The organism is Streptomyces sp. NPDC127595, from assembly GCF_042671685.1.
Lineage (GTDB): Bacteria > Actinomycetota > Actinomycetes > Streptomycetales > Streptomycetaceae > Streptomyces.
Genome location: NZ_JBHXWK010000003.1, coordinates 521,883 through 540,310, shown reverse-complemented (window position 1 = coordinate 540,310; position 18,428 = coordinate 521,883). Strand labels below are relative to the sequence as shown.

The window sequence follows — 18,428 nt, the reverse complement described above, 5'->3', positions numbered from 1 at the left end:
CCCCCCTCTGTCATCTGACCGGTACTCGCACCCCGGCCATTCCGTCGTCGCCGTCCTTGGGACCGTCTCGGTACGGCTTCCAGATCAGCCCGTCGACCTGTCGAGCGACATCGCTGCGGACGGAGTCGACCATGTGTTGATACCGCGCCGCCATGGCGGTCGTGGACCAGCCCATGAGCCCCATGACGGCGCGCTCGGAGACTCCGAGGATCAACAGGACCGTGGCGGCGGTGTGCCGAGCGTCATGCAAGCGGCCGTCTCGTACCTTCGCGCCGTCCAGCAACTCCTTCCAGTCGTCGTAGTCCGTTCGGGGGGACGTGCCCCGACCATTGGGCGTCGCGAAGAGCCAGCCCTCATCCGTCCAGTCGTCGCCGGCCGCCGCGCGTTCGTCCGCCTGCCTGGCCCGGTGCGTCCGCAGCAGGTCTACGAGTTGGGCCGGCAGTCCGACGGCTCGCCGACCCGCGCGGGACTTCGTGTCGGCCGTCTCCGGGTTCGTCCGCTGACGCTGCGGGCAGTACCCGGCCTTCCTGCCGCAGGTGTCTCCGCACCCGTGGGCGTAGCGCGGTCGGCGACGGCTCCGACGAACCATCAGGACACCCCGGTCAAGGTCCACGTCCGTCCACTTGAGTCCGAGCGCCTCACCCTGCCGAAGCCCCAGAGCGAGGGCCACGGCCCAACGTGCGGAGTTCCTGCGCTCGTCGGCCGCTCGAAGCAACCTCTGCACGTCTTCCACGGGGTACGGCTCGACTTCCTGCTCTCGTACGCGGGGAGCCTTGGCAAGCCGTACGGGGTTCTGCCCGAGGTGGCCACGCCGGACCGCCTCATTCAGCGCAGTGCGGAACGTGCGATGGATCTGGTGAATCGTTCCGGCCTTACGGCCGTTGGCCTGCATGGTCCCGTAGAAGTGCTCAATGTGCTCGGGCTTCAGCCTGTCGAGCCTGTGGGCTCCGAGACCAGGGATCAGGTGCTTCCGCACGGCAACGCCGTAGCCCACCATCGTGTTCTCGTTCACTCCGAGCGGGGCAATGTTGTCGACCCAGTGCGTGAGCCAGGTCTTGACCGTCCAGGGCTTGCCCGGCTTCCGCGTGGTCTTGGCGTCGCGCTGCCGCTCCAACTCGCGGACGGCGTCGGTCACCTCGGCTCGGGTCTTGCGTTCAACGTGCCGGCGGTCGGGACTGCCGTCGTCGCGGATGCCGACGGTGACACGCCCGTGCCATTTCCCGTCCTTGCCAAGGTAGATGGAAGATCGGCCGTTGGGTTGCCGGGTGCGCTTCGTGCTGTCGTTCTCGTCTGCCATGGGCGTACTCCTCAGGCGGCGGCTATCGAGGCGGCGGGTCGGTGGGTCTTACGGCGGCGGGCGACGTACTCGGGTACTGCGTCGACGGGCACCCTGCGGAGGTGGCCGACAGTGATGGACTCCAGCTCTCCGGAGCTGATGAGCCGGTAGCAGACGGTCCGGCCGATGCGGAGGCGTCGCGCGGCTTCCTCGACGGTGAGCAGAACCAGAGTGGGATCGATGGAGTCGGTGAGCTGAACCGGATCCATACGGTGTCTTCTCCTCAGGGAGGATGCGGGGGCGATCGGGGCCCCTTTCCTGTCAGGTCCGCTACTTCCGCTACCTCCGCTACCGCCCTGGTCAGGGGCATGATCGAGGTAGCGGATAGAGGTAGCGGTAGCGGATGAATCCGCTACCGGCCCCGGGTGGTGTCGCGGGACCGGTAGCGGATGGGGTGGTGCGGGTAGCGGATGAATCCGGGCTTGCCGCTACCTTTTTTAGGCCTCTGACCTGCGCGGTAGCGGAGGTAGCGGAAGTAGCGGACTCTCAGGGGGTGGGGGGCAGTACCGCTCCCACGCGTCGTGCAAGTCCGCGGCGTAGTAGCCCTTCATCACGCTGCCGCCCGCCTTGATGTTCCGCGCCGTGACCGGGGTGTTGTCGGCCGTCATGTACTCGCGCAGCATCCGCGCCAGCCCGCGGGCATCGAGAGGCTTGCCGCTCATGTCCGCCCACGGCGCCTCTTCGAGGCTGTGGAGGCGGTCAAGGACAGCGACGGTGGGCAGGCGGTCGATGCCGTTGAACACGGCATCGCGCAGATCCGTCAACAGGCGGATACCGATGCTGCCCTTGTCCCCGACCTTGGCCGCGTTGACCAGCTCCACGCACGCCGCGCGGGCGCGCTCCGGCCACTCGCCCCCGGCAGCATCCGCCACGGCGAGCAGGGGTTCCCACACGTCCGCGGGACGGTCGGTGACCTCCGGCGGCAACACAGGAAACACCCCGTCGACCAAATGCCGTACGGATTCGGCCCAGTTGGAGAGCCGGTCGCGCAGTGCGTTGCCTTCCTTCTCGTGAATGCGCTGCCGGTAGGGCTCCACGCGTTCGTTCCGTGCGCGGCGGCGCATGCGGATAATGACGGAGCGGGTCAGGATCGTGTCCGGCAGCGAGCCGAGCCCCGCCATCGCCACTGCGCAGTACGAGGGGAACTCCTGCACCTGCTGATTGGCTCCGTCCCCGACACAGCGCCACATCCCCACTCCGCGACGGTGTCCGGCGTTCAGGAAGCCGCGCAGGGGTTCGTTGTCTCCGGCCTTGGGCCCGAACACGGTGTCCACTTCGTCGAAGAGGATCGTGGGGCGGGTCTCCAGGGTGGACACGGCGCGGAAGAGCACCGAGGCGGATGCGTTGGCCGCAACGAGCGGCTTGGGCACCAGGGTCTCGATGATCTCCAGGGCCCGCGACTTCCCCGAGCCGGGTTCCGGCGAGAGGAACGCGATACGCGGGGTGGCGTCGAAGCTGTCGAGCAGGTGGGCGTGCGCGTTCCACAGCGTGACGGCGACGTAAGCGGCTTCGAGGGGGAAGACGTTGAAGCGTCGGTGGAAGGCTTCGACCTCATCGAGCAGGGCCGAGCCGTCCGTGGGGTGTGCCGGCGGTTTGGTCGTCATGCCGCGGCCCTCCCTTCCTGGGTGGTGCGGAGCGGGCATTCGTCGCGGTGGGCGGTGTGGTCGTCGATCAGGGCCAGCACGCGGGCTTTGCCGACGGCGCTGCGGTCACGACCGCACAGGCACTTCGAGGTGGCGGTCGGCACGGCGCCGCGCGGTGCGGCAATGTGCAGCCACGCGACGGGGTACCGACCGTCGCCCTGCGGCGGGTCAAGGCGATGAGCTGAAATGACGCCTTCGGCGCCGCCCTTGGGCTCGCCCACGGCCGGACCGAGCGCGGCTTGTGTAGCGGCGCCCGGGTCGGAGGGAGTGGAGGGGAGGCTCTTCAGTGGGGTGGGGGAAGGGGTGCTCATGCCGTCCTCCGCCGCTGATTGCGGGCAACGGACCAGTCCAGACCGCTGCGGATGGTGGAGCGACACTGAGACGGCGGCAGTCCGATGTACTCCCCCGCCGACTGAAGAGCGTCCTCGACCACCGATCGCGGAAGGTCGCCCCACGCGATGAACCGCCCCAACGCTCGCGCCGCCCGGAGCAGCGTGGCGTTGCGCTCGCCCTCAGGAGCCGCCCTCACGGACGCGGTTTCCGCGTTGAAGCCTGCTGTGGCGTAGCTGGAGGCGCGAGCCGACGACGGCACGGCCGTTAGTGCCCGCGCAGCCTGACGGGGCGTCAGAAGCACGTGCAGCCAATCCGGCAGCGGCACGGGCGCCGTGTCGTCGACGACCGCGTACGTGCCCGCCCGGGTGATGCTGCCGGGGGCGACCACGTAGCCACCCCAGGCACGGGTGTCGATGCGCTTGCCGAGCCGTCCGGCCGAATTGCCGAGCTGCACCCCGGGCGGGGCGGTGAAGTACAGGTGGACCCCGCCGCTCGCGGTCCGCACGGTGCGGGTAGTGGGGATGGCCTGTCCGGCGCGCTCGCAGAGCGCCGTAAAGGTCGTCACGCCGGAAGGCGTGTCCGCACTGCCCTTGCTCTTGCGCTTGGGCATGTCGAGGTCCACGACGACCAGACCTGACGGACCGGTCGCGATGCCGACGTTGAACGGCAGCGACGCCCATGCGCGGCGGATGCGGTCCGGGTCGATGGTGGCGCGCTCTTCCCACTTGCGGTGACCGCCCGCACAGTCCCCGATGCCGGGGCAGTACTCCGCGCCGTGCAGCGCCGGACGCTTATCGCCGGGGCGCAGAGGGAAGACCGCACACCCCTGCTCGGCTGCATCGAGTGCGGCGTACAGGAGGTGGTTGTTCATGCCACCACCCCCGGTGCGCTCGATGGGGTGGCGTGGGCCGGGCGGCCCTCGCCGAATGGCGTTCGTTGGGTCATGCTGGATGTCTCCTGAACTGTCGTAAGGGGCAGGCGGGAGCCGAGGCGGTCGCGGCTTGTGGTGAGAGGCGACCGCCTCGGGCGTAGCTAGGCCGCGTCGCGGCGTTCGGGCAGTTCCGGCAGGCCCGCGGTCTCCAGGGCCCTGGGGTCGAAGCCGGGCAGCATGGCGCGGGCGGTGAGTGCCTGCGCGAGGGATTCGGCGTAGGCCACGCCGGTACGGGCCACCTCGACCTGGGTGGTGCCGCGGATGGTTTCCACGCGCTCGATGTGGGCGCGTTCCTCGCGGCGATCGCTCACGTGCCGCTCGTAGGTGACGCGGTCGCGGCGGTCGGTGCGCCAGTAGCGGGCGGCGAGTCCGTAGGCGCCCGCGGTGGCCACCGACCACAGCAGCAGGGGCAGCGGCAGGCCGTCGGCGTATCCCGCGACGCCCGCGAAGGCGAGCGCTCCGGACGCGGCGAACGCGGTGCCCGCGATCACGGGGTCTCCGGCGCGGCCGACGCTCGCGCAGGCGCCGGCCGCCGCGGCGGCGAGCGAGAGCGCGGTCATCAACACGGCGTTGCCGACGCTGTGTTCGGCGCCGTTGGCGTTCCAGATCCGCGCCAGGATCAGCACGGTGGACGTCGCCACAGCAGGCGCAGCCTTGGGCGCGATGATTGCGAGCCAGTGGCGCGCCACGATCTGCTCATTCACGGTCGCTCCTACAGGTCCGGGAGCGCGTTGACCACGGCGCTCATGAGTTCGTTGACGGTGGTGGCGACGCCGGTGGAGGCGAGGTAGAAGCCGAACATCACGGCGACGAACGCGGAGCCCGCTCCGAGGGTCTTGGAGCGGAGCAGCATGAAGAGGACGAAGCCGAAGAGCAGGGCGAGAGAGATGGTCACAGCCATGGCGAAACTCGCTTTCGGGCGAGGCAGAGGGGTTGTTAGGTTCCGTGGGCCCCGGGTGCTGGCAAGTTCGGGGCATTGACCGGCGATCGCGCCCGCCTAGCGTCTGCGTGACGCGGGGTCCGTCTCATGACGGGCGATCGCCGGTCGCCTTGCGTGTGGTCAGCGAGTGCCGGCGCGGTAGACGTCGGCCCACCGGTTGTAGAGCCAGCGGCCGACGCGTATCCGCTTGCCGGTCGCGCGGCAGCGGCGGCAGTCCTTGCCGCGCTTCATGCGGCCCTTGCGGTCGGTCTTCATCGCGAAGCCCCACCCGTTGCACTTGCGGCAGTTGCCGAACGGCGAGGACGCACACACCGCGGCGTAACAGAACGTGACACCGAGGATCAGAGTGATAGCGAGCAGGGCAGGGGTCATCACGGGCCCTTCCAGGCGGGTTTCAGGGGTTTCCGCAGGTGGGCCGCTATCCGCTAGCAGCCTGATCAGAGCAGGTTTGGGGCGCTAGCGGGGTCGCTAACGTTAGCGGGGCATGCCGCTAGCGCTAGCGACCCCGGACCGTCAGCCCGCGTCCCGCTTCCCGTCACGCTCCGCAATCACGGTGGTGATGTGGGAGCGGTCGATACCGCGCCGGTTGACGACCTTGCCGTCGATGCGGCGGCCGACCTGGATGGTGGAGATGCCGTGCGGCTTGAGGGCCGCGTTCAGCGCGTCGGGGTCCCATCCGTCGTAGACCTCGGGACGCAGCTCGGCGAGCCGCCCGACGACGGTCTCGGACCATGCCTTGGGCTCCGCGGCGGGCACGACGGCGAGGATGTCGGCGAGCAGGTCATACGCGCTCGCGGTCGCCTCCGGCTCCTCACCCAGCGCGTGGCCGGACAGGGTTCCGGCGTCCTCGCGTGCCTTGCGGGCTCGCAGCGCGATCCGTTCGGCGGCGGGTGCGTCGACGTAGACGCTGCGGATGATCCGGGCGTCCGAGCCGTCGCCGATGAAGTAGGCGATGCCCTTGTCAGCCCAGGAGAACATCGTGGCGCGCACGCCCCGCTTGTAGGAGGACGTGCCCAGCACCATGTCGTTCTCGGTCTGCCCCATGACCTTCATGCACAGCCGCACGCCCGCGTTCGCGGAGATGCCCGTGGGCAGCGACTTGGCGTCGGGGCGCTGGGTGGCCAGCATCAGCACGATCCCGGTGGCAGGTCCCCGCTTGACCAGGTCGGTGCAGATGTCCTCGAACTCCTTGCCGTACTTGTCGTGCTCGAACCACACCTGGCACTCATCCACGCAGATGACGATGGGGTGCAGTCCAAGACTCGGCTTGGAGGCAAGGTCGCTGGTCACCTTGGACTCCGGGCAGATGTCCCGCGGCAGCGAGCGGATCACCTTCGCGCGGCGCCGCAGTTCGCCCCGGATCTCGCGCATGTCGGCGATGGCGTACTCGATGTCCTCGTCTTCCTCGCCGGCGCGGTGGCGGTAGGAGACGTTCTCGCCGACCGGGTCCAGGTCTCCGGTGCCCTTCAGGTCGTAGGTGTGCAGCTCTGCCCGCGGGTCCAGCGCTGCGATCAGCGCGAACAGGCGCAGCAGGAACGTCTTGCCCATGCGCGGGATCGCGCCGATGATCGCCGCGATGTACATGAACGTCAGGCCCACCCAGCGGCCTCGCTGGTCGGTGGAGAAGTCGACCGCCTTGAACAGGTCGACCAGTCCTGTCTTGGCCAGCGGCCAGGCAGGCTGCTTGGCCCTGTTCATGTCCTGGTCACCGACCCACAGCACCAGGCGCCCGGTGTGCTCATCAGCCACCGCCTCCGGCCACACGCAGCCCAGCGGGCGGCGCAGACCGGACGCGAGGCGGTCGCGGCGCTCGATGACGTCGGTGACCGTGACGCCGTAGGGGAGGTTCCCCTCGGCACGCCAGCCGGGGCCGTCGCGGGTGATGGGGGCGGTGAACTCGAATCCGTCCCTGCCTTTGCCCTGGGCCTGGTTGATGGCGGGAATGCCGAGCGAGCCGAGCGCTCGCAGCACGATGTCACTGGTGAGCTTGATGGCCTTGGGCAGTTCCACCGCGCGGTGGATGACCGGGTCATCCGCCTTGCGGCCGGCGTAGCCGAGCGCCGTCACCAGCGCGCCGACCGACAGAGCCTGAAGCCAGTCGGGGGCCAGGACGTAGATGGCGAGCGCCGAGCCGAGCCCGACGAACATCGCGAGCACGGTCACCAGGGTGCGCAGCCGGACCCGTCCGTCGCGCTGCCGCGACAGCTTCAGGTACTCGGCCGCGTCCTCGCGCCGGACCGCGGCCAGTCGGACCGCCTCGCCCTCGCGGTCGGCCACCCACCGCATCACACCGCCCACGAACTTCGCGGCACCCGACGGGGCTTGGAAGGTGAGCCGGGCGGCGTAGACCGGGGAGCGCAGGGCGTGGTAGCCGACCGAGTGGGCGTAGTGGCGCGCCACCCATCCGGTGGCGGTCTTCAGCTCCGCGAGCGACTTGAGCCAGATGGGAACGACCGCACGGCGCTGGGCACCGAGCAGCCGACCGAGGTAGCCCGGACCGGTCGCCTTGACGGTCGGGAGGTCGACCATCACGCGGGGCGTCGGGTCGCCCGACTCGGCAGCCGACCGGTCCGGCGCGGAGTCGGCCGACTGGTCGGTGTCGGGTCGGGCAGTAGGGTCGGCCGACCCGACACGGGCCGACCGTGCCTTGTCGAGGTCGACTACCTCGCCCCCGGAGTCGGCGCTCATCTCGGCTTCGAGTCGGTTGAACAGTTCGTTGTCGTCGGGCTGGTTCACTGAAGGTTGTTCCTTCCAAGGGGAGGACAGGGCGGGGTCCGGCCGTCGCTGTAGGAGGTGGGCGGACGGACCCCGTGTGGTGCGGTGCGTGCGCGCCCCGGGCCGGATTCGATCCGGCGCCCTCACGGCATGGATGCCGGGGCTGTCTGCCTGCTCAGGCGGCGCGCTGTTCCTCGGGAAAGGCGCAGAGGATGCACATCCCGAGCGAAGTCGGGAGGCAGTAGCTGTAGATGACCTGGCACTTCGGGCAGGTGCGGCGGGCGAGCATCGCCAGCGCGAGCGCGCCCCATTTGCGCGAGGTCATCGGACGGACCGGCCGGGCGAGGTCGAGGCGGTAGAGATAGGCGACCTGCACCCCTGCCTTGCGGCCCCGGTGACGGCGCATCACCTGCGCGGCAACCGGCTGCCCACCCGGCCGCAAACCGCGGTCCCGCAACTGGCGGCGGGTGGCGTAGCCGTCCGGGGCGAAGCGCCAGGGGAAGGTGGGGACCCCGAACTGGACGCCGTTGGGGTCGAAGCACTTGGTGAAGGCGGTGGACATCAGGCAGCCACCCCAACGACCGTCGTATCGGTGCGGGCGCCGGTTCGGCCGGCACGCCGTCCGGCGACGGTGGCGAACAGCCAGCCGAGCCCTGCGCGGCGCATTCCGGCGCGGCCTTGCTTGGCCGCGTACATCGCCTCATCTGCCCGCCGCAACAGCCCGGACAGGCTGTCGTCGGGGAAATCAGCGGCGTGTGCCCAGCCGAGCGAGACGGTGGTGTGCGCGGCAGGGTCCTGGCCCTCGACCGGGCGGGCGAGCACGCCGTGCAGGACGGCAAGCAGGTCACCCGCGGTACCCCGGTCATCGAGCAGGACGGCGGCGAACTCATCGCCCCCGAGCCGTCCCACCACACCGGAACTCCCGACGTGGTGGACGAGACGGTCCGCGGTCGCCTTCAACAAAACGTCCCCCACCGCGTGCCCGTGGGTGTCGTTGATCTGCTTGAAGCGGTCCACATCAGCGAGCACGACGACCGCGCGCGGGTCCTTGAGCAAGGCAGTGGCGCGGCGGGTGAACCCGTCGCGGGTCCATAACCCAGTCAGCGGGTCACGCCGGGCGGTGTTCAGGCGGGCACGCAGCCACCACACGTGGACCGACCAACCCACGGCCAGCGGCAGTACGGACAGCAGGACCGTGACCAGGGTGCTCACGCAGCCACCCCCGCAGCACTGACCTCAGGCACAGACGCAACATCCACGGCATGCAGCGGGCGGCCCTCGGCACGCTCCGCCTTGAGGGTGTCGCGCAGGGTGCGGGCGTTGGCCTGCGAGACGTGCACCGCGGTGCGGATGCGGTCCGCGGTCACCTCCCCGTCCGACCAGTCTTCGGTGACCTCGCGCGCCTCGGTCAACAGCTCCTCGAAGGTGCGCTGCGCCTTGGGCTTGCCCTTGGCAGGCCGCTTACGCGGCGTCTTGGGCGCCTCGGTCTTCGCCTCTTGCGGAACCCGCTCCGGCTCGGGATCGACGGGCAGCGCGGTGGCGGGGGCGAGTTCACCCAGGCGCAGCATCACGCGTTCGCGCCGCGGGGTCTTGGAGCGCCACCACAGTCCGTGCTCCTCGCGCAGGTCCGCGCGGGCCAACTGCCGCTCCCGCTCTAGGGCGAGCGCACGGGTGTAGGAGGTGACCTCCCACAGCGTCATGCGCCGCCACAGCGCGAACGTCTGAGCCGGGGCGAGCAGCCAGCGGGAGAACCGGATCTTCTCCATGCGGCGGCCGGTGGCGGCGCCGATCCGCACGGCGTAGATGTGCGCGCCGATCTCGGAGAACACCACCCACAGCAGCGGCATGGTGCCGTGCGCGACCTTCGCGGACAGGGAGTGTCCGGCCGCGACGTTCAGCCCGCACGTGATGAGCGTGAGGATCCAGGGCACGAACCGCACCCAGGCCAGCGCCATGTCCATCCGGATCAACAACAGGTTGGCCACGGTGAACACCGGAATGGACACGTCGATACCGACCGGCAGCATCCACGGGGAGGTGAAACCCCAGGTGGCGGCGGCCTCGGACACGGCGTCGAAGGAGGAGATCAGACCGAGCGCGCCGACTCCGGCGGCGGCGAGCGCGCCGATACCGGCGAGGCCCAGTTCTGGCTTCGTCAGCGGCGGCACCCCGGACGGAGGCGCCTCGGGGGCAGGGGTCGTAGTCGTCATGCTGCGACTCCCCGGCCTGCCGCGCGGCGCCGCGAGATGCGGGACAGCGGGATGACGTCGAACAGGTCCGGGTTGTCCTCGATGACCTGCGCCGCCATCCGGATCAGGTCGTCGGGCAGGTTCGGGGTGTCGGAAAGGATGTCGCGCGCCGCATCCTCACGGGCCGCGCGCTCTTCGTCACTCTCACCCTCGACCCCGAGCCACAGCTCAACCGGGGTGCCGAGCGCGAGTTCCGCGAAGTCCTCGGGGGAGACGGCCTGTTGACGGCCGATGTAGGTACGCATGGATCTCTCCTGATGTCAGCAGGGGCAGGCAAGATCCGGGGCGGTCGTGGCCTGGTGGTGAGAGGCGACCGCCTCGGAGAGGAAGCCCCGACCGCGTCCGCGGTCGGGGGAGTGCCTCGGGCCGGTTTCGATCCGGCGCCCTCGCGGCTGGATACCGAGGCTGTGATGCGTACTTCAGATCAATGCCAGTCACCGCCCTGTTGGGCGGATCCGGGCAGGTCACCCGGCCCGACATGGGTGGTCGGGATGGTGACCTGCACCCATCGACCGCACATGGTCATGCGGCTGGGTCGGCACTCTGTTGAGTTGTCCACAGCGCGGTGTCCGGGCCTTGCCTTCCGGGCGCTGAACAGCAGGTTTCACGCGGCAACCGCCCCTGGGAGGGGGCTGAGCGCCTCGCTCAACTCTGCCTCAGAGTGCACTGTGAGGCAGAGTTGGTCAAGTCCCCTGGCGGAACAAGCGGTGGGGGACACTGGTTCTCCCTCTGCCGCTTGGGCACTATGAGGCAGAGACCAGGAAGAGACTTGGGGTGCAGATGGTCGAGTGGACCGGAAAATTCGCCTATCAGCAGGTCGCGGACGATCTACGGCGGAGGATCGCGGCCGGCGAATTCGCGGAGACCGGCAGGCTGCCGTCGCTCGCCGACCTTCAATCGGCCTACAGCGTCACCATCACCGTGGCTCGCGAGGCCATTCGACGACTCACAGCCGACGGACTCGCCGTGAGCCACCAAGGCAAGGGCGCCTTCCTGACGCCCGACGCCACGGGGGCCGCGAAACTCACAGACCCAAGCCAGGTCGTTGCCGACCTGCGCACCGAGGTCGCCAAGCTCCGCACCGAAGTCGGGGAGCTGCGTGAGCGCGTCGCGACGCTCGAAGGTAGCTGAGGGTCTGGCTGTTGTGGCTGTGTCGCGATGCATGAGCACCCCCTGTTCGGATGTGCTCTAGTTCACTATCGCGGCTCGAGAATCGGTATCACGTTCCACTACCTGAGAAGTTCTCAGCGGTTTTATACATCCGCTTACACATCCGCTATCACGAATTTCCACAGGCCTAGTCGAGCCGCTACACTCGCGGCTCGACTAGCTATCTAGGAGGGGCAGATGGCTCGGCAGCACCCAGATTGGAAGCCCGATCTCTTGCGTATGCACAGGGAGGAAATAGGGCTGACGTTGGAAGACACTGGTGAGAAACTTCGCGAAATCGCGGAGCGTCACGGCTTCAATATTGCCGCGAACTTCCAAACAATCTGGGGTCACGAGAAGGGTTCGGTCTATCCCGGTCCGCATTACCGCCGGGCTTATTGCCGTCTCTATCATTGCAATGAGGCTCAACTCGGCTTCCGTCGAGCCCTGCCCGGAGAGGATGCCCCTGTGGAGTCCATCCCGGTACCCAATTCAGTTGACCGAAAGATCCCCGATCAGCGGAACGCAGTTCGGCACGCACTCAGTAGCATCCGAGAAGGCACTGACGACGTTGACAGTGAGGCCCTGCACAACCGCGTGATTGATGCTTGGAGTCGACGCACCGCAGGCGGAAGCCTCGATGGTCCCTCCGTCGTGTTGGTTGGGGGGTACGCCGGGTCTGGTAAATCCGAGTTCGCCAAGTTCCTCGGAGGTATCACAGGCTGGCCCATCCTCGACAAGGACTCGCTTACCCGGCCGCTTGTGGACCAACTCTTGGTTGCCCTCGGAGGCGAGGCCCACGACCGCAGCTCTGAGCTATATCGCGAGAAAGTCCGGCCTCTCGAATACCGCTGCCTTATGGAAGCCGCTTGGGACAACGTGGATTGCGGAACCTCCACCATCCTCGACGCCCCGTTCATTTCTGAATTCTCACAAGCGGATTGGATGCAACGTTTCCAGAATCGTTGCCGATCTAAGCGAGTCTCCGTGGCGACCATATGGGTCGAGTGCGATGCGGAGTCAATGCGCGAGTACATCGAATTCCGGGGTGCAGCCCGCGACGCATGGAAGATGGACTCATGGGAGGAATACGTCTCCGGGCTTGACCTGACGATGCGACCCCAGGGCCCCCATTACGTCGTAGACAACCGGCTTGGCGCCGCTGTGGCTCTTGTCGACGAAGCAAGGGACGTACTGAGTGGAGGTGGGCTGTGATCGCTTCCGGCGTCATCCTCTACGGGCCTCCGGGCTCCGGAAAGGACACGCTAACCGCTGAGCTCTCGCACTTGCGGCCACAGTTCACGCTCTTCCAGCGCCTTAAGGCCGGTACTGGGCGGACTACTGGCTACCGGATCACAACTACTCGCCACATCGAGGAGTTGGCGAGTGCCGGAGAGCTCCTCTACCGGAACGACCGATACGACTCGGAGTACGCCATCGACCGCGGCGAGGTTTCCGCGCTTGTCGACTCCGGGCGCATCCCGGTCCTCCACATGGGCCAGGTCGCCGGAGCCCGCGCGGTCGCGGCCTACCCCATCAACTGGGTGCGGGTGCTCCTGTGGTGCTCCGAAGACGTGACGCGCCAGCGCTGCCGGGGGCGCGGAGATAAGGACCTGGACGCTCGGCTCAAGGTCTGGCACGAGACGCGGCAGGATCTTTTGGACCACGCGGCCGAGCCCTGGTCGCTCATCATCAGAACCGACCAGGTCCGCGCGGGTCAGGCGGCGCAGGCCATCGACGAAGCACGGTTCGCCAGCACACCTGCCGAAGTGCGCGATATCCGTGGGCTGGTCGGATGACCGTCGTCGGAGTTGTGCACCCGGGCAGCATGGGCGCCGCGGTAGCAGCACAGGCCAGGTTCAACGGAGCCGAAGTTCTGTGGTGCCCGGCAGGCCGCAGCTCCGCGACCAAGAAACGGGCCCAGAGACACGGACTCACCGCGGTGAGCGACCTTGGCGAACTGACGGAGCGAGCCGACGTCGTCCTCAGCATCTGCCCGCCGGCGTACGCGGAAGACGTCGCAGTCGAGGTCTCCGCCCAGTCATTCACGGGGATCTACGTGGATGCCAACGCCATCTCACCGACCAGCATGGCGCGCGTCTACGCCGTCATGAGCCGCACCGGGGCGACCGTCGTCGATGGCTCCGTCATCGGCTCGCCCCCCTCCGACTCGAAGTCCACTCGCCTGTACCTGTCTGGCCCGACGGACGCACTCGCCCCCGTCGCGTCGCTCTTCACAGGCACCGCCGTGCAGGCGCACCAACTTCCCGGCGGCATCGGACGCGCTTCCGCACTGAAGCTGTCCTACAGCAGCTACCAGAAGGCGAGCCGTGTCCTTGCCGCGGTCTCGTATGCCCTCGCCAAGGACTACGGGGTAGAAGGGGAGCTACTCGATATCGCGCAGGGCCGCACCACCAACTACCTCGCGGAGACGGCCTACATCCCGAAGGTGGCGGCGCGGTCATGGCGCTGGGGCCCTGAAATGGGCGAGGTGGCCGACGCCCTGCGGGAAGCTGGGCTCCCCGCCGACCTGGCAGAGGCGTCAGCCACGGTCATGAGCCGATGGGATGACCTCAGGGACTCATCCAAGAGCGCTGCCGAAGTGCTCGATCATCTGCATGATTCGCCGAGTAGCGAGCCAAGCTAGTCCCCCGCCGCTTGCATCATCTCGATGGCCTCCGCGACGCCCTGCACCACAATGTCGGGCTCACGGGGGCCACCGCTCCATGTACGGCCGTTGGCCACCCACACCGTGCGAAGTCCCGCCGTGCGGCCTCCCTCTATATCCGTCTCGGGCCCGTCCCCGACCATCCACCCGCCCGCGGCGAGCCGGACACCGCACAGCACGGCAGCGGCCTCGAAATGCTCGTAGGCCGGTTTCCTGGCCCCGATCTCCTCCGAGACCGCGATCCCGTCGAAGAACGACTGAAGCCCAGTCGCGGCGAGCTTTGCCCGCTGGATATCCCCCGCGCCATTGGTCGCGATACCGAGCGTCCACCCCGCGCCGCGCAGCACTTCGAGCCCCTCCCGCGCCCCCGGGAAACTGCGGACCGACCGCGCGACACCATCGACGTACTCTTGCCACAAGCAGCCTGGGTCATCGCTGAGCCCGAGCGCCTCCCGTAGATGGACGAAGTCCGCGGGATAGGCACGTTCCCGGAGCCGCTCACAGATGACGGACTCCGCTCGCCCGGACAACCGTCGCGACCGCACGAAGCTGCGAGCCCAGTCCTCTAGGCCCCCGCTTCGGTCAATCAAGGTGTTGTCGAGGTCGAAAAGTGCCAGCACACGGCGACGCTACGCGTTGGGCAGCAAGTGAAGCCCACTGCCCTCTCAACTCAGGGCGGTGGGCTTGCGAGGAGGAGGTACGGCCCGCAGCAGCTCCCACAGTGGGCGCGAGCCCGACGCCCAGACTCCCAGCGTCTGGCGGTCCACCACGTGCAGCCGCTGCTGCTTGGCGAATACGACGGCCGGCGCGGTCACCCTGCCGTTCGTCACGATCACCGCGATGTCCGCCCCGTGCACCTGCCGGGCCGTCCCATTGAGAACCTGGAGATCCGGCGTACCCACCGCCGAGCCCCGAACCCCGTTGCGGCGGTGCTTGCACTGGATTACCCAGCGTCGCCCGAACGGGTCGGTTGCCTTCACATCCGCTCCCAGATCACCACCCCCGCCGACCCGCTGAGCATCCCGGCAGCCGTCCCGTCGCATCAGCTCCCGTATCGCGTCCTCGAACCGGGAGTGGTGCAGGGCGTCGATCTGAGGCAGCCCGAAGCGCAGCCCCTGCACGCGCACGGCTTCCCACCGGGCTTGGTGCTGCCGGTTGTAGTGCCAGCCGACGCCAGCCAGCACCGCCACCACCAGGACGACGACCAGCAGCCACCAGTGCGCCAAGAGCCAGTGCACCACGGCGACCGCAACGGCGACGGCTACGACCACCGCGACCATCAGACCGATCATCTGTGCCTCTGCCTGCTGGCGCCGCTTGCTACGCCGAGCGCGCCGCCGCGTCACCGCCCACCGTCCGCGGCCGGGAACCTGATCGGGTACGACACGGTGGGCTGCGGCCGCTTCACCTTCATCGTGTTCTCGGTGTCCCACCTGATCGGGTACTGCACCGTCGATTGCGGACGTGGACCAGTGTCGTTGCCCGTTCCCACCGTGACGTTGCCGTTGCCTATCCCCACAACCACAAGCCCGACCACGGCTAATATCGCCATCTCCCGACGCGCACCCGGCGCCCACCGCGAGTACCCGCGAACTGGTGTGCCGTCCTTCCTTACATACGGATTGACCCAAGGCACTCTGCCGACTCCCCCTCGTCAGACCTCCCCGCAGACCGCCCTACCACTTGCAACGGTCCCTGACATTAAGTTAGGGAACCACCACTCGGCGTGATCAAGGTAGAGAAGAACAGGACAAGCGTCACAGGTTGCTGGACGGTTCTCGTGCCAGAAATCGAACATATGCTTGAATCCCGACCATGGCGCACACGACGTTCCCCCTCGATCTGATCCAGGCCCAACGCGACTGGAACCGCACCTACGCGGCGCTAGAGCGTCGACCGCTGCACACGGCCGCGCTGCGTCGCCGGTTGCAGCAGCTCTCTGCCCGGCTCGCCTCCCACTCGTTTTGGGAGACGAAAGCGGGGCGGTCGCCAGGGGCGAGGGTCGACCTGCGTCGACAGGTCCGGGAGCTGGAAGAGGCAGAGAGCCGCCTCACTGAACAGCAGGAACGCATCCTGAAGTGCATCAGGGAGTGCGTAGCCGACCGCGGGGAGGCTCCCTCGATGCGGGAGATCTGCCGAAGCGTGGGGCTGTCGAGCACGGGGTCGGTCGCCTACCAACTCGACAGGATGGAAGAACTCGGCGTCATCGACCGGGGTTCCAGTCGCGGCAGGGGGAGGGGAATTGCCCTGCGCTGGTAACCGTTCGCGCTCTCCTCGCCATCGCCAACGCAAGAGAAGCTGCACATCGTCTGACCAGCCTCTTCGGGGCGTCGGCCCGTCTCAGTTTCCGTCTCATTCATCGCCGTACGCGGCCATTCAGAGCCGTTCACCCCGCACCCGTAGGCGCAGCATCCGTACGGGAATGAACGCCCGTGGACGACTCCGGATCATGCTCTGACCAGCACGAACAGACCTCGAAAGCGAGTGTGGCGCAAGTCACCGAGGGTTCAAATCCCTCCGCTACCGCTTCTGGAGGGCCCCGTCGAGAGACGGGGCCCTTCGTGCGTTCGCACCCTTCAAAAGGCCACGACCAGCGGGCCGTTGGGCCGTAAAGGGGGTGTGAAGGTTACACTCGCCGCCGTCAACAGGGGCCCACCGGGCGCAGCAGTCACAGGGGAGGCCGCGATGGCGGTGAATTCGAAGAAGATCGCCGTCTATGTGCTCGTGGTCTTCGCGCTCTACGTGATCATCACGGATCCGGCGAAGGCGGCCGACTACGTCCAGATAGGGTTCGAGGGCATATCGAACGCCGCTCAGGGCGTCGGCGACTTCATGACGTGGATCGCCAACGGGGCCCAGGACTGAGCCAGGAACCGCACCACCAGGGAGTGCCCGTGATCCGCCATCTGGTCCTCTTCAAGCTCAACGAGGGCGTCGAGCGCGACGACCCGAATGTCGTCGAGGGCGTCGCGGCGTTCCGCGCGCTCGGTGAGCAGATCCCGGAGCTGCGCTTCTGGGAATGCGACTGGAACATCACCGAACGGCCCATCGCGTACGACTTCGCGATCAACTCCGCCGTCGACGACATCGACGCGCTGAAGCGGTACTTGGAGCACCCGGCACACCAGGCGGGCGTCGCGCTGTGGCGTGAGTTCGCGACCTGGGTGATCGCCGACTATCCGTTCTGAGCCGCCCGGCCCGTCCTTCCGAGGCGCACCACCCCGAGCTCCTCGCCGCAACCGGCGAGGGGCTCTTTTGCGTCCCGGGTCCCAACTCTCCCTAAATCCCGTTCAACACGGCGTTATGGGGTGCTTGCACACAGTGCACATGTCTTGTGATGCTATGACCGCTTTTGACGGATGAGTTGATGGATCTGACGGATCATAGAGGTGGAGTTGACCGTGCCGGCCAGTACTGCGCCTCAAGCACCGCCGCAAGCACCACTGCAGACACCCCTGCAGGCCCCGCCGCAGGCCCCGCTGCAGACACCGCCCCAGGTCGTCTCACCCCAGGCATCAACCCAGGCGCCACAGACGCTGCACGCACCGCCCGCACCGCAGGTACCACCCGCACCGCAGGTACCACCCGCACCGCAGGCGCCACAGACAGACGTCGTGATCGTGCAGGACCCGCCCCAGGAAGTCGCCCCGGAGCGGCGCCGCGGCGCCGACACCCGGGCCCTGACCCAGGTGCTCTTCGGCCAGCTCAAGGGGCTCCAGCCGGGCACCCCGGAGCACCACCGCGTACGCGGCGCGCTCATCGAGGCCAACCTCCCGCTCGTCCGGTACGCCGCCGCCCGCTTCCGCAGCCGCAACGAGCCGATGGAGGACGTCGTCCAGGTCGGCACGATCGGCCTGATCAACGCGATCGACCGGTTCGACCCCGACCGGGGCGTGCAGTTCCCCACCTTCGCGATGCCGACCGTCGTCGGGGAGATCAAGCGGTACTTCCGCGACAACGTCCGCACCGTCCACGTACCGCGCCGGCTGCACGAGCTGTGGGTGCAGGTGAACAGCGCCACGGAGGACCTCACGACGGCCTTCGGGCGCTCGCCCACCACCGCCGAGATCGCCGAGCGGCTGCGGATCACCGAGGAGGAGGTGCTGTCCTGCATCGAAGCCGGACGCTCGTATCACGCGACCTCCCTCGAAGCCGCCCAGGAGGGCGACGGACTGCCCGGGCTGCTCGACCGGCTCGGCTACGAGGACCCGGCCCTCGACGGGGTCGAACACCGCGACCTCGTACGCCACCTCCTCGTACAGCTGCCCGAGCGCGAGCAGCGGATCCTTCTCCTGCGCTACTACAGCAATTTGACGCAGTCACAGATCAGCGCGGAACTCGGCGTATCCCAGATGCATGTGTCAAGGCTCCTCGCCCGTAGCTTCGCGCGTCTCAGATCCGCAAACAGGATCGAGGCGTAACCGGTAAGAGCGAATCGCTCACCGGCGTCTTTTCCGGCTGTTC

General features: G+C 68.1%; 23 protein-coding genes. 8 read left to right on the top strand and 15 right to left on the bottom strand.

The genetic code is table 11. From position 1 onward, the window contains the following. Positions 1 to 10: 10 nt before the first annotated feature. The 13 genes from ACFVKT_RS13465 to ACFVKT_RS13405 form a co-directional block, all read right to left on the bottom strand. Positions 11 to 1,297, bottom strand: a complete 1,287-nt coding sequence (locus ACFVKT_RS13465) for a tyrosine-type recombinase/integrase (protein WP_385730810.1) — start codon at positions 1,295 to 1,297, stop codon at positions 11 to 13. Positions 1,298 to 1,308: 11 nt separating this feature from the next. Beyond that, positions 1,309 to 1,545 carry a helix-turn-helix domain-containing protein gene (locus tag ACFVKT_RS13460; protein WP_385730809.1) on the bottom strand — a complete coding sequence of 79 codons (237 nt, stop codon included), beginning with the start codon at positions 1,543 to 1,545 and terminating at the stop codon, positions 1,309 to 1,311. Positions 1,546 to 1,773: 228 nt separating this feature from the next. Next, positions 1,774 to 2,940 (bottom strand): DUF3631 domain-containing protein, encoded by a 1,167-nt coding sequence (locus tag ACFVKT_RS13455; RefSeq protein ID WP_385730807.1) that lies wholly within the window; start codon positions 2,938 to 2,940, stop codon positions 1,774 to 1,776. Further along, positions 2,937 to 3,290 (bottom strand): hypothetical protein, encoded by a 354-nt coding sequence (locus ACFVKT_RS13450; protein ID WP_385730805.1) that lies wholly within the window; start codon positions 3,288 to 3,290, stop codon positions 2,937 to 2,939. The genes ACFVKT_RS13455 and ACFVKT_RS13450 overlap by 4 nt, the downstream gene beginning before the upstream one ends. Beyond that, positions 3,287 to 4,183, bottom strand: coding sequence for a bifunctional DNA primase/polymerase (locus ACFVKT_RS13445; protein WP_385730803.1), 897 nt, complete (start codon positions 4,181 to 4,183; stop codon positions 3,287 to 3,289). Before ACFVKT_RS13445 ends, ACFVKT_RS13450 begins: the two co-directional genes overlap by 4 nt. Before the next feature lie 161 nt (positions 4,184 to 4,344). Further along, positions 4,345 to 4,947 (bottom strand): hypothetical protein, encoded by a 603-nt coding sequence (locus ACFVKT_RS13440; protein ID WP_385730801.1) that lies wholly within the window; start codon positions 4,945 to 4,947, stop codon positions 4,345 to 4,347. 8 nt (positions 4,948 to 4,955) lie between these two features. After that, complete coding sequence (locus ACFVKT_RS13435; RefSeq protein ID WP_385730799.1) at positions 4,956 to 5,144, bottom strand: hypothetical protein; 189 nt, start codon at positions 5,142 to 5,144, stop codon at positions 4,956 to 4,958. Positions 5,145 to 5,303: 159 nt separating this feature from the next. After that, positions 5,304 to 5,555 carry a hypothetical protein gene (locus ACFVKT_RS13430; protein WP_385730797.1) on the bottom strand — a complete coding sequence of 84 codons (252 nt, stop codon included), beginning with the start codon at positions 5,553 to 5,555 and terminating at the stop codon, positions 5,304 to 5,306. 141 nt (positions 5,556 to 5,696) lie between these two features. After that, complete coding sequence (locus ACFVKT_RS13425) at positions 5,697 to 7,919, bottom strand: cell division protein FtsK (protein WP_385730795.1); 2,223 nt, start codon at positions 7,917 to 7,919, stop codon at positions 5,697 to 5,699. Positions 7,920 to 8,073: 154 nt separating this feature from the next. Then, on the bottom strand, positions 8,074 to 8,460 hold the full coding sequence (locus ACFVKT_RS13420; RefSeq protein ID WP_385730793.1) for an RRQRL motif-containing zinc-binding protein: 387 nt from the start codon (positions 8,458 to 8,460) through the stop codon (positions 8,074 to 8,076). Next, positions 8,460 to 9,110, bottom strand: coding sequence for a GGDEF domain-containing protein (locus ACFVKT_RS13415; RefSeq protein ID WP_385730791.1), 651 nt, complete (start codon positions 9,108 to 9,110; stop codon positions 8,460 to 8,462). The genes ACFVKT_RS13420 and ACFVKT_RS13415 overlap by 1 nt, the downstream gene beginning before the upstream one ends. After that, entirely contained in the window at positions 9,107 to 10,108 is a 1,002-nt protein-coding gene (locus ACFVKT_RS13410) for a DUF2637 domain-containing protein (RefSeq protein ID WP_385730788.1), read from the bottom strand. Before ACFVKT_RS13410 ends, ACFVKT_RS13415 begins: the two co-directional genes overlap by 4 nt. Next, a complete protein-coding gene (locus ACFVKT_RS13405; protein WP_385730786.1) occupies positions 10,105 to 10,392 on the bottom strand; it encodes a hypothetical protein in 288 nt (95 codons plus the stop codon). The genes ACFVKT_RS13410 and ACFVKT_RS13405 overlap by 4 nt, the downstream gene beginning before the upstream one ends. A 535-nt stretch (positions 10,393 to 10,927) precedes the next feature. Between ACFVKT_RS13405 and ACFVKT_RS13400 the strand changes: the two genes are divergently transcribed. The 4 genes from ACFVKT_RS13400 to ACFVKT_RS13385 all read left to right on the top strand — a co-directional run bounded on the left by ACFVKT_RS13400 (position 10,928) and on the right by ACFVKT_RS13385 (position 13,943). Then, positions 10,928 to 11,278 carry a winged helix-turn-helix domain-containing protein gene (locus tag ACFVKT_RS13400; protein WP_385731092.1) on the top strand — a complete coding sequence of 117 codons (351 nt, stop codon included), beginning with the start codon at positions 10,928 to 10,930 and terminating at the stop codon, positions 11,276 to 11,278. 216 nt (positions 11,279 to 11,494) lie between these two features. Next, complete coding sequence (locus tag ACFVKT_RS13395) at positions 11,495 to 12,511, top strand: AAA family ATPase (protein ID WP_385730784.1); 1,017 nt, start codon at positions 11,495 to 11,497, stop codon at positions 12,509 to 12,511. Further along, positions 12,508 to 13,095, top strand: a complete 588-nt coding sequence (locus tag ACFVKT_RS13390; protein WP_385730782.1) for a guanylate kinase — start codon at positions 12,508 to 12,510, stop codon at positions 13,093 to 13,095. Before ACFVKT_RS13395 ends, ACFVKT_RS13390 begins: the two co-directional genes overlap by 4 nt. Then, the gene (locus tag ACFVKT_RS13385; protein WP_385730779.1) at positions 13,092 to 13,943 is read left to right on the top strand and encodes a DUF1932 domain-containing protein; all 852 of its coding nucleotides are present in this window, start codon (positions 13,092 to 13,094) and stop codon (positions 13,941 to 13,943) included. Before ACFVKT_RS13390 ends, ACFVKT_RS13385 begins: the two co-directional genes overlap by 4 nt. On the opposite strand, the gene ACFVKT_RS13380 is transcribed toward ACFVKT_RS13385, so the two are convergent. Both ACFVKT_RS13380 and ACFVKT_RS13375 read right to left on the bottom strand, forming a co-directional pair. After that, a complete protein-coding gene (locus ACFVKT_RS13380) occupies positions 13,940 to 14,584 on the bottom strand; it encodes an HAD family hydrolase (protein WP_385730777.1) in 645 nt (214 codons plus the stop codon). The two genes, ACFVKT_RS13385 and ACFVKT_RS13380, sit on opposite strands and share 4 nt — an antisense overlap. 45 nt (positions 14,585 to 14,629) lie before the next feature. Then, positions 14,630 to 15,256: a restriction endonuclease gene (locus tag ACFVKT_RS13375; protein ID WP_385730774.1), complete on the bottom strand. Its 627-nt coding sequence runs from the start codon at positions 15,254 to 15,256 to the stop codon at positions 14,630 to 14,632. Positions 15,257 to 15,779: 523 nt separating this feature from the next. On the opposite strand from ACFVKT_RS13375, the gene ACFVKT_RS13370 reads away from it, so the two are divergent. The 4 genes from ACFVKT_RS13370 to ACFVKT_RS13355 all read left to right on the top strand — a co-directional run bounded on the left by ACFVKT_RS13370 (position 15,780) and on the right by ACFVKT_RS13355 (position 18,385). Then, the gene (locus ACFVKT_RS13370) at positions 15,780 to 16,223 is read left to right on the top strand and encodes a LexA family protein (RefSeq protein ID WP_385730772.1); all 444 of its coding nucleotides are present in this window, start codon (positions 15,780 to 15,782) and stop codon (positions 16,221 to 16,223) included. A 426-nt stretch (positions 16,224 to 16,649) separates the two neighbouring features. Further along, positions 16,650 to 16,829: a hypothetical protein gene (locus tag ACFVKT_RS13365; RefSeq protein WP_365440548.1), complete on the top strand. Its 180-nt coding sequence runs from the start codon at positions 16,650 to 16,652 to the stop codon at positions 16,827 to 16,829. A gap of 29 nt (positions 16,830 to 16,858) precedes the next feature. Further along, complete coding sequence (locus ACFVKT_RS13360) at positions 16,859 to 17,152, top strand: Dabb family protein (RefSeq protein ID WP_385730770.1); 294 nt, start codon at positions 16,859 to 16,861, stop codon at positions 17,150 to 17,152. A 348-nt stretch (positions 17,153 to 17,500) separates the two neighbouring features. Beyond that, entirely contained in the window at positions 17,501 to 18,385 is an 885-nt protein-coding gene (locus tag ACFVKT_RS13355) for an RNA polymerase sigma factor SigF (RefSeq protein WP_385731090.1), read from the top strand. The last annotated feature ends 43 nt before the right edge of the window (positions 18,386 to 18,428 follow it).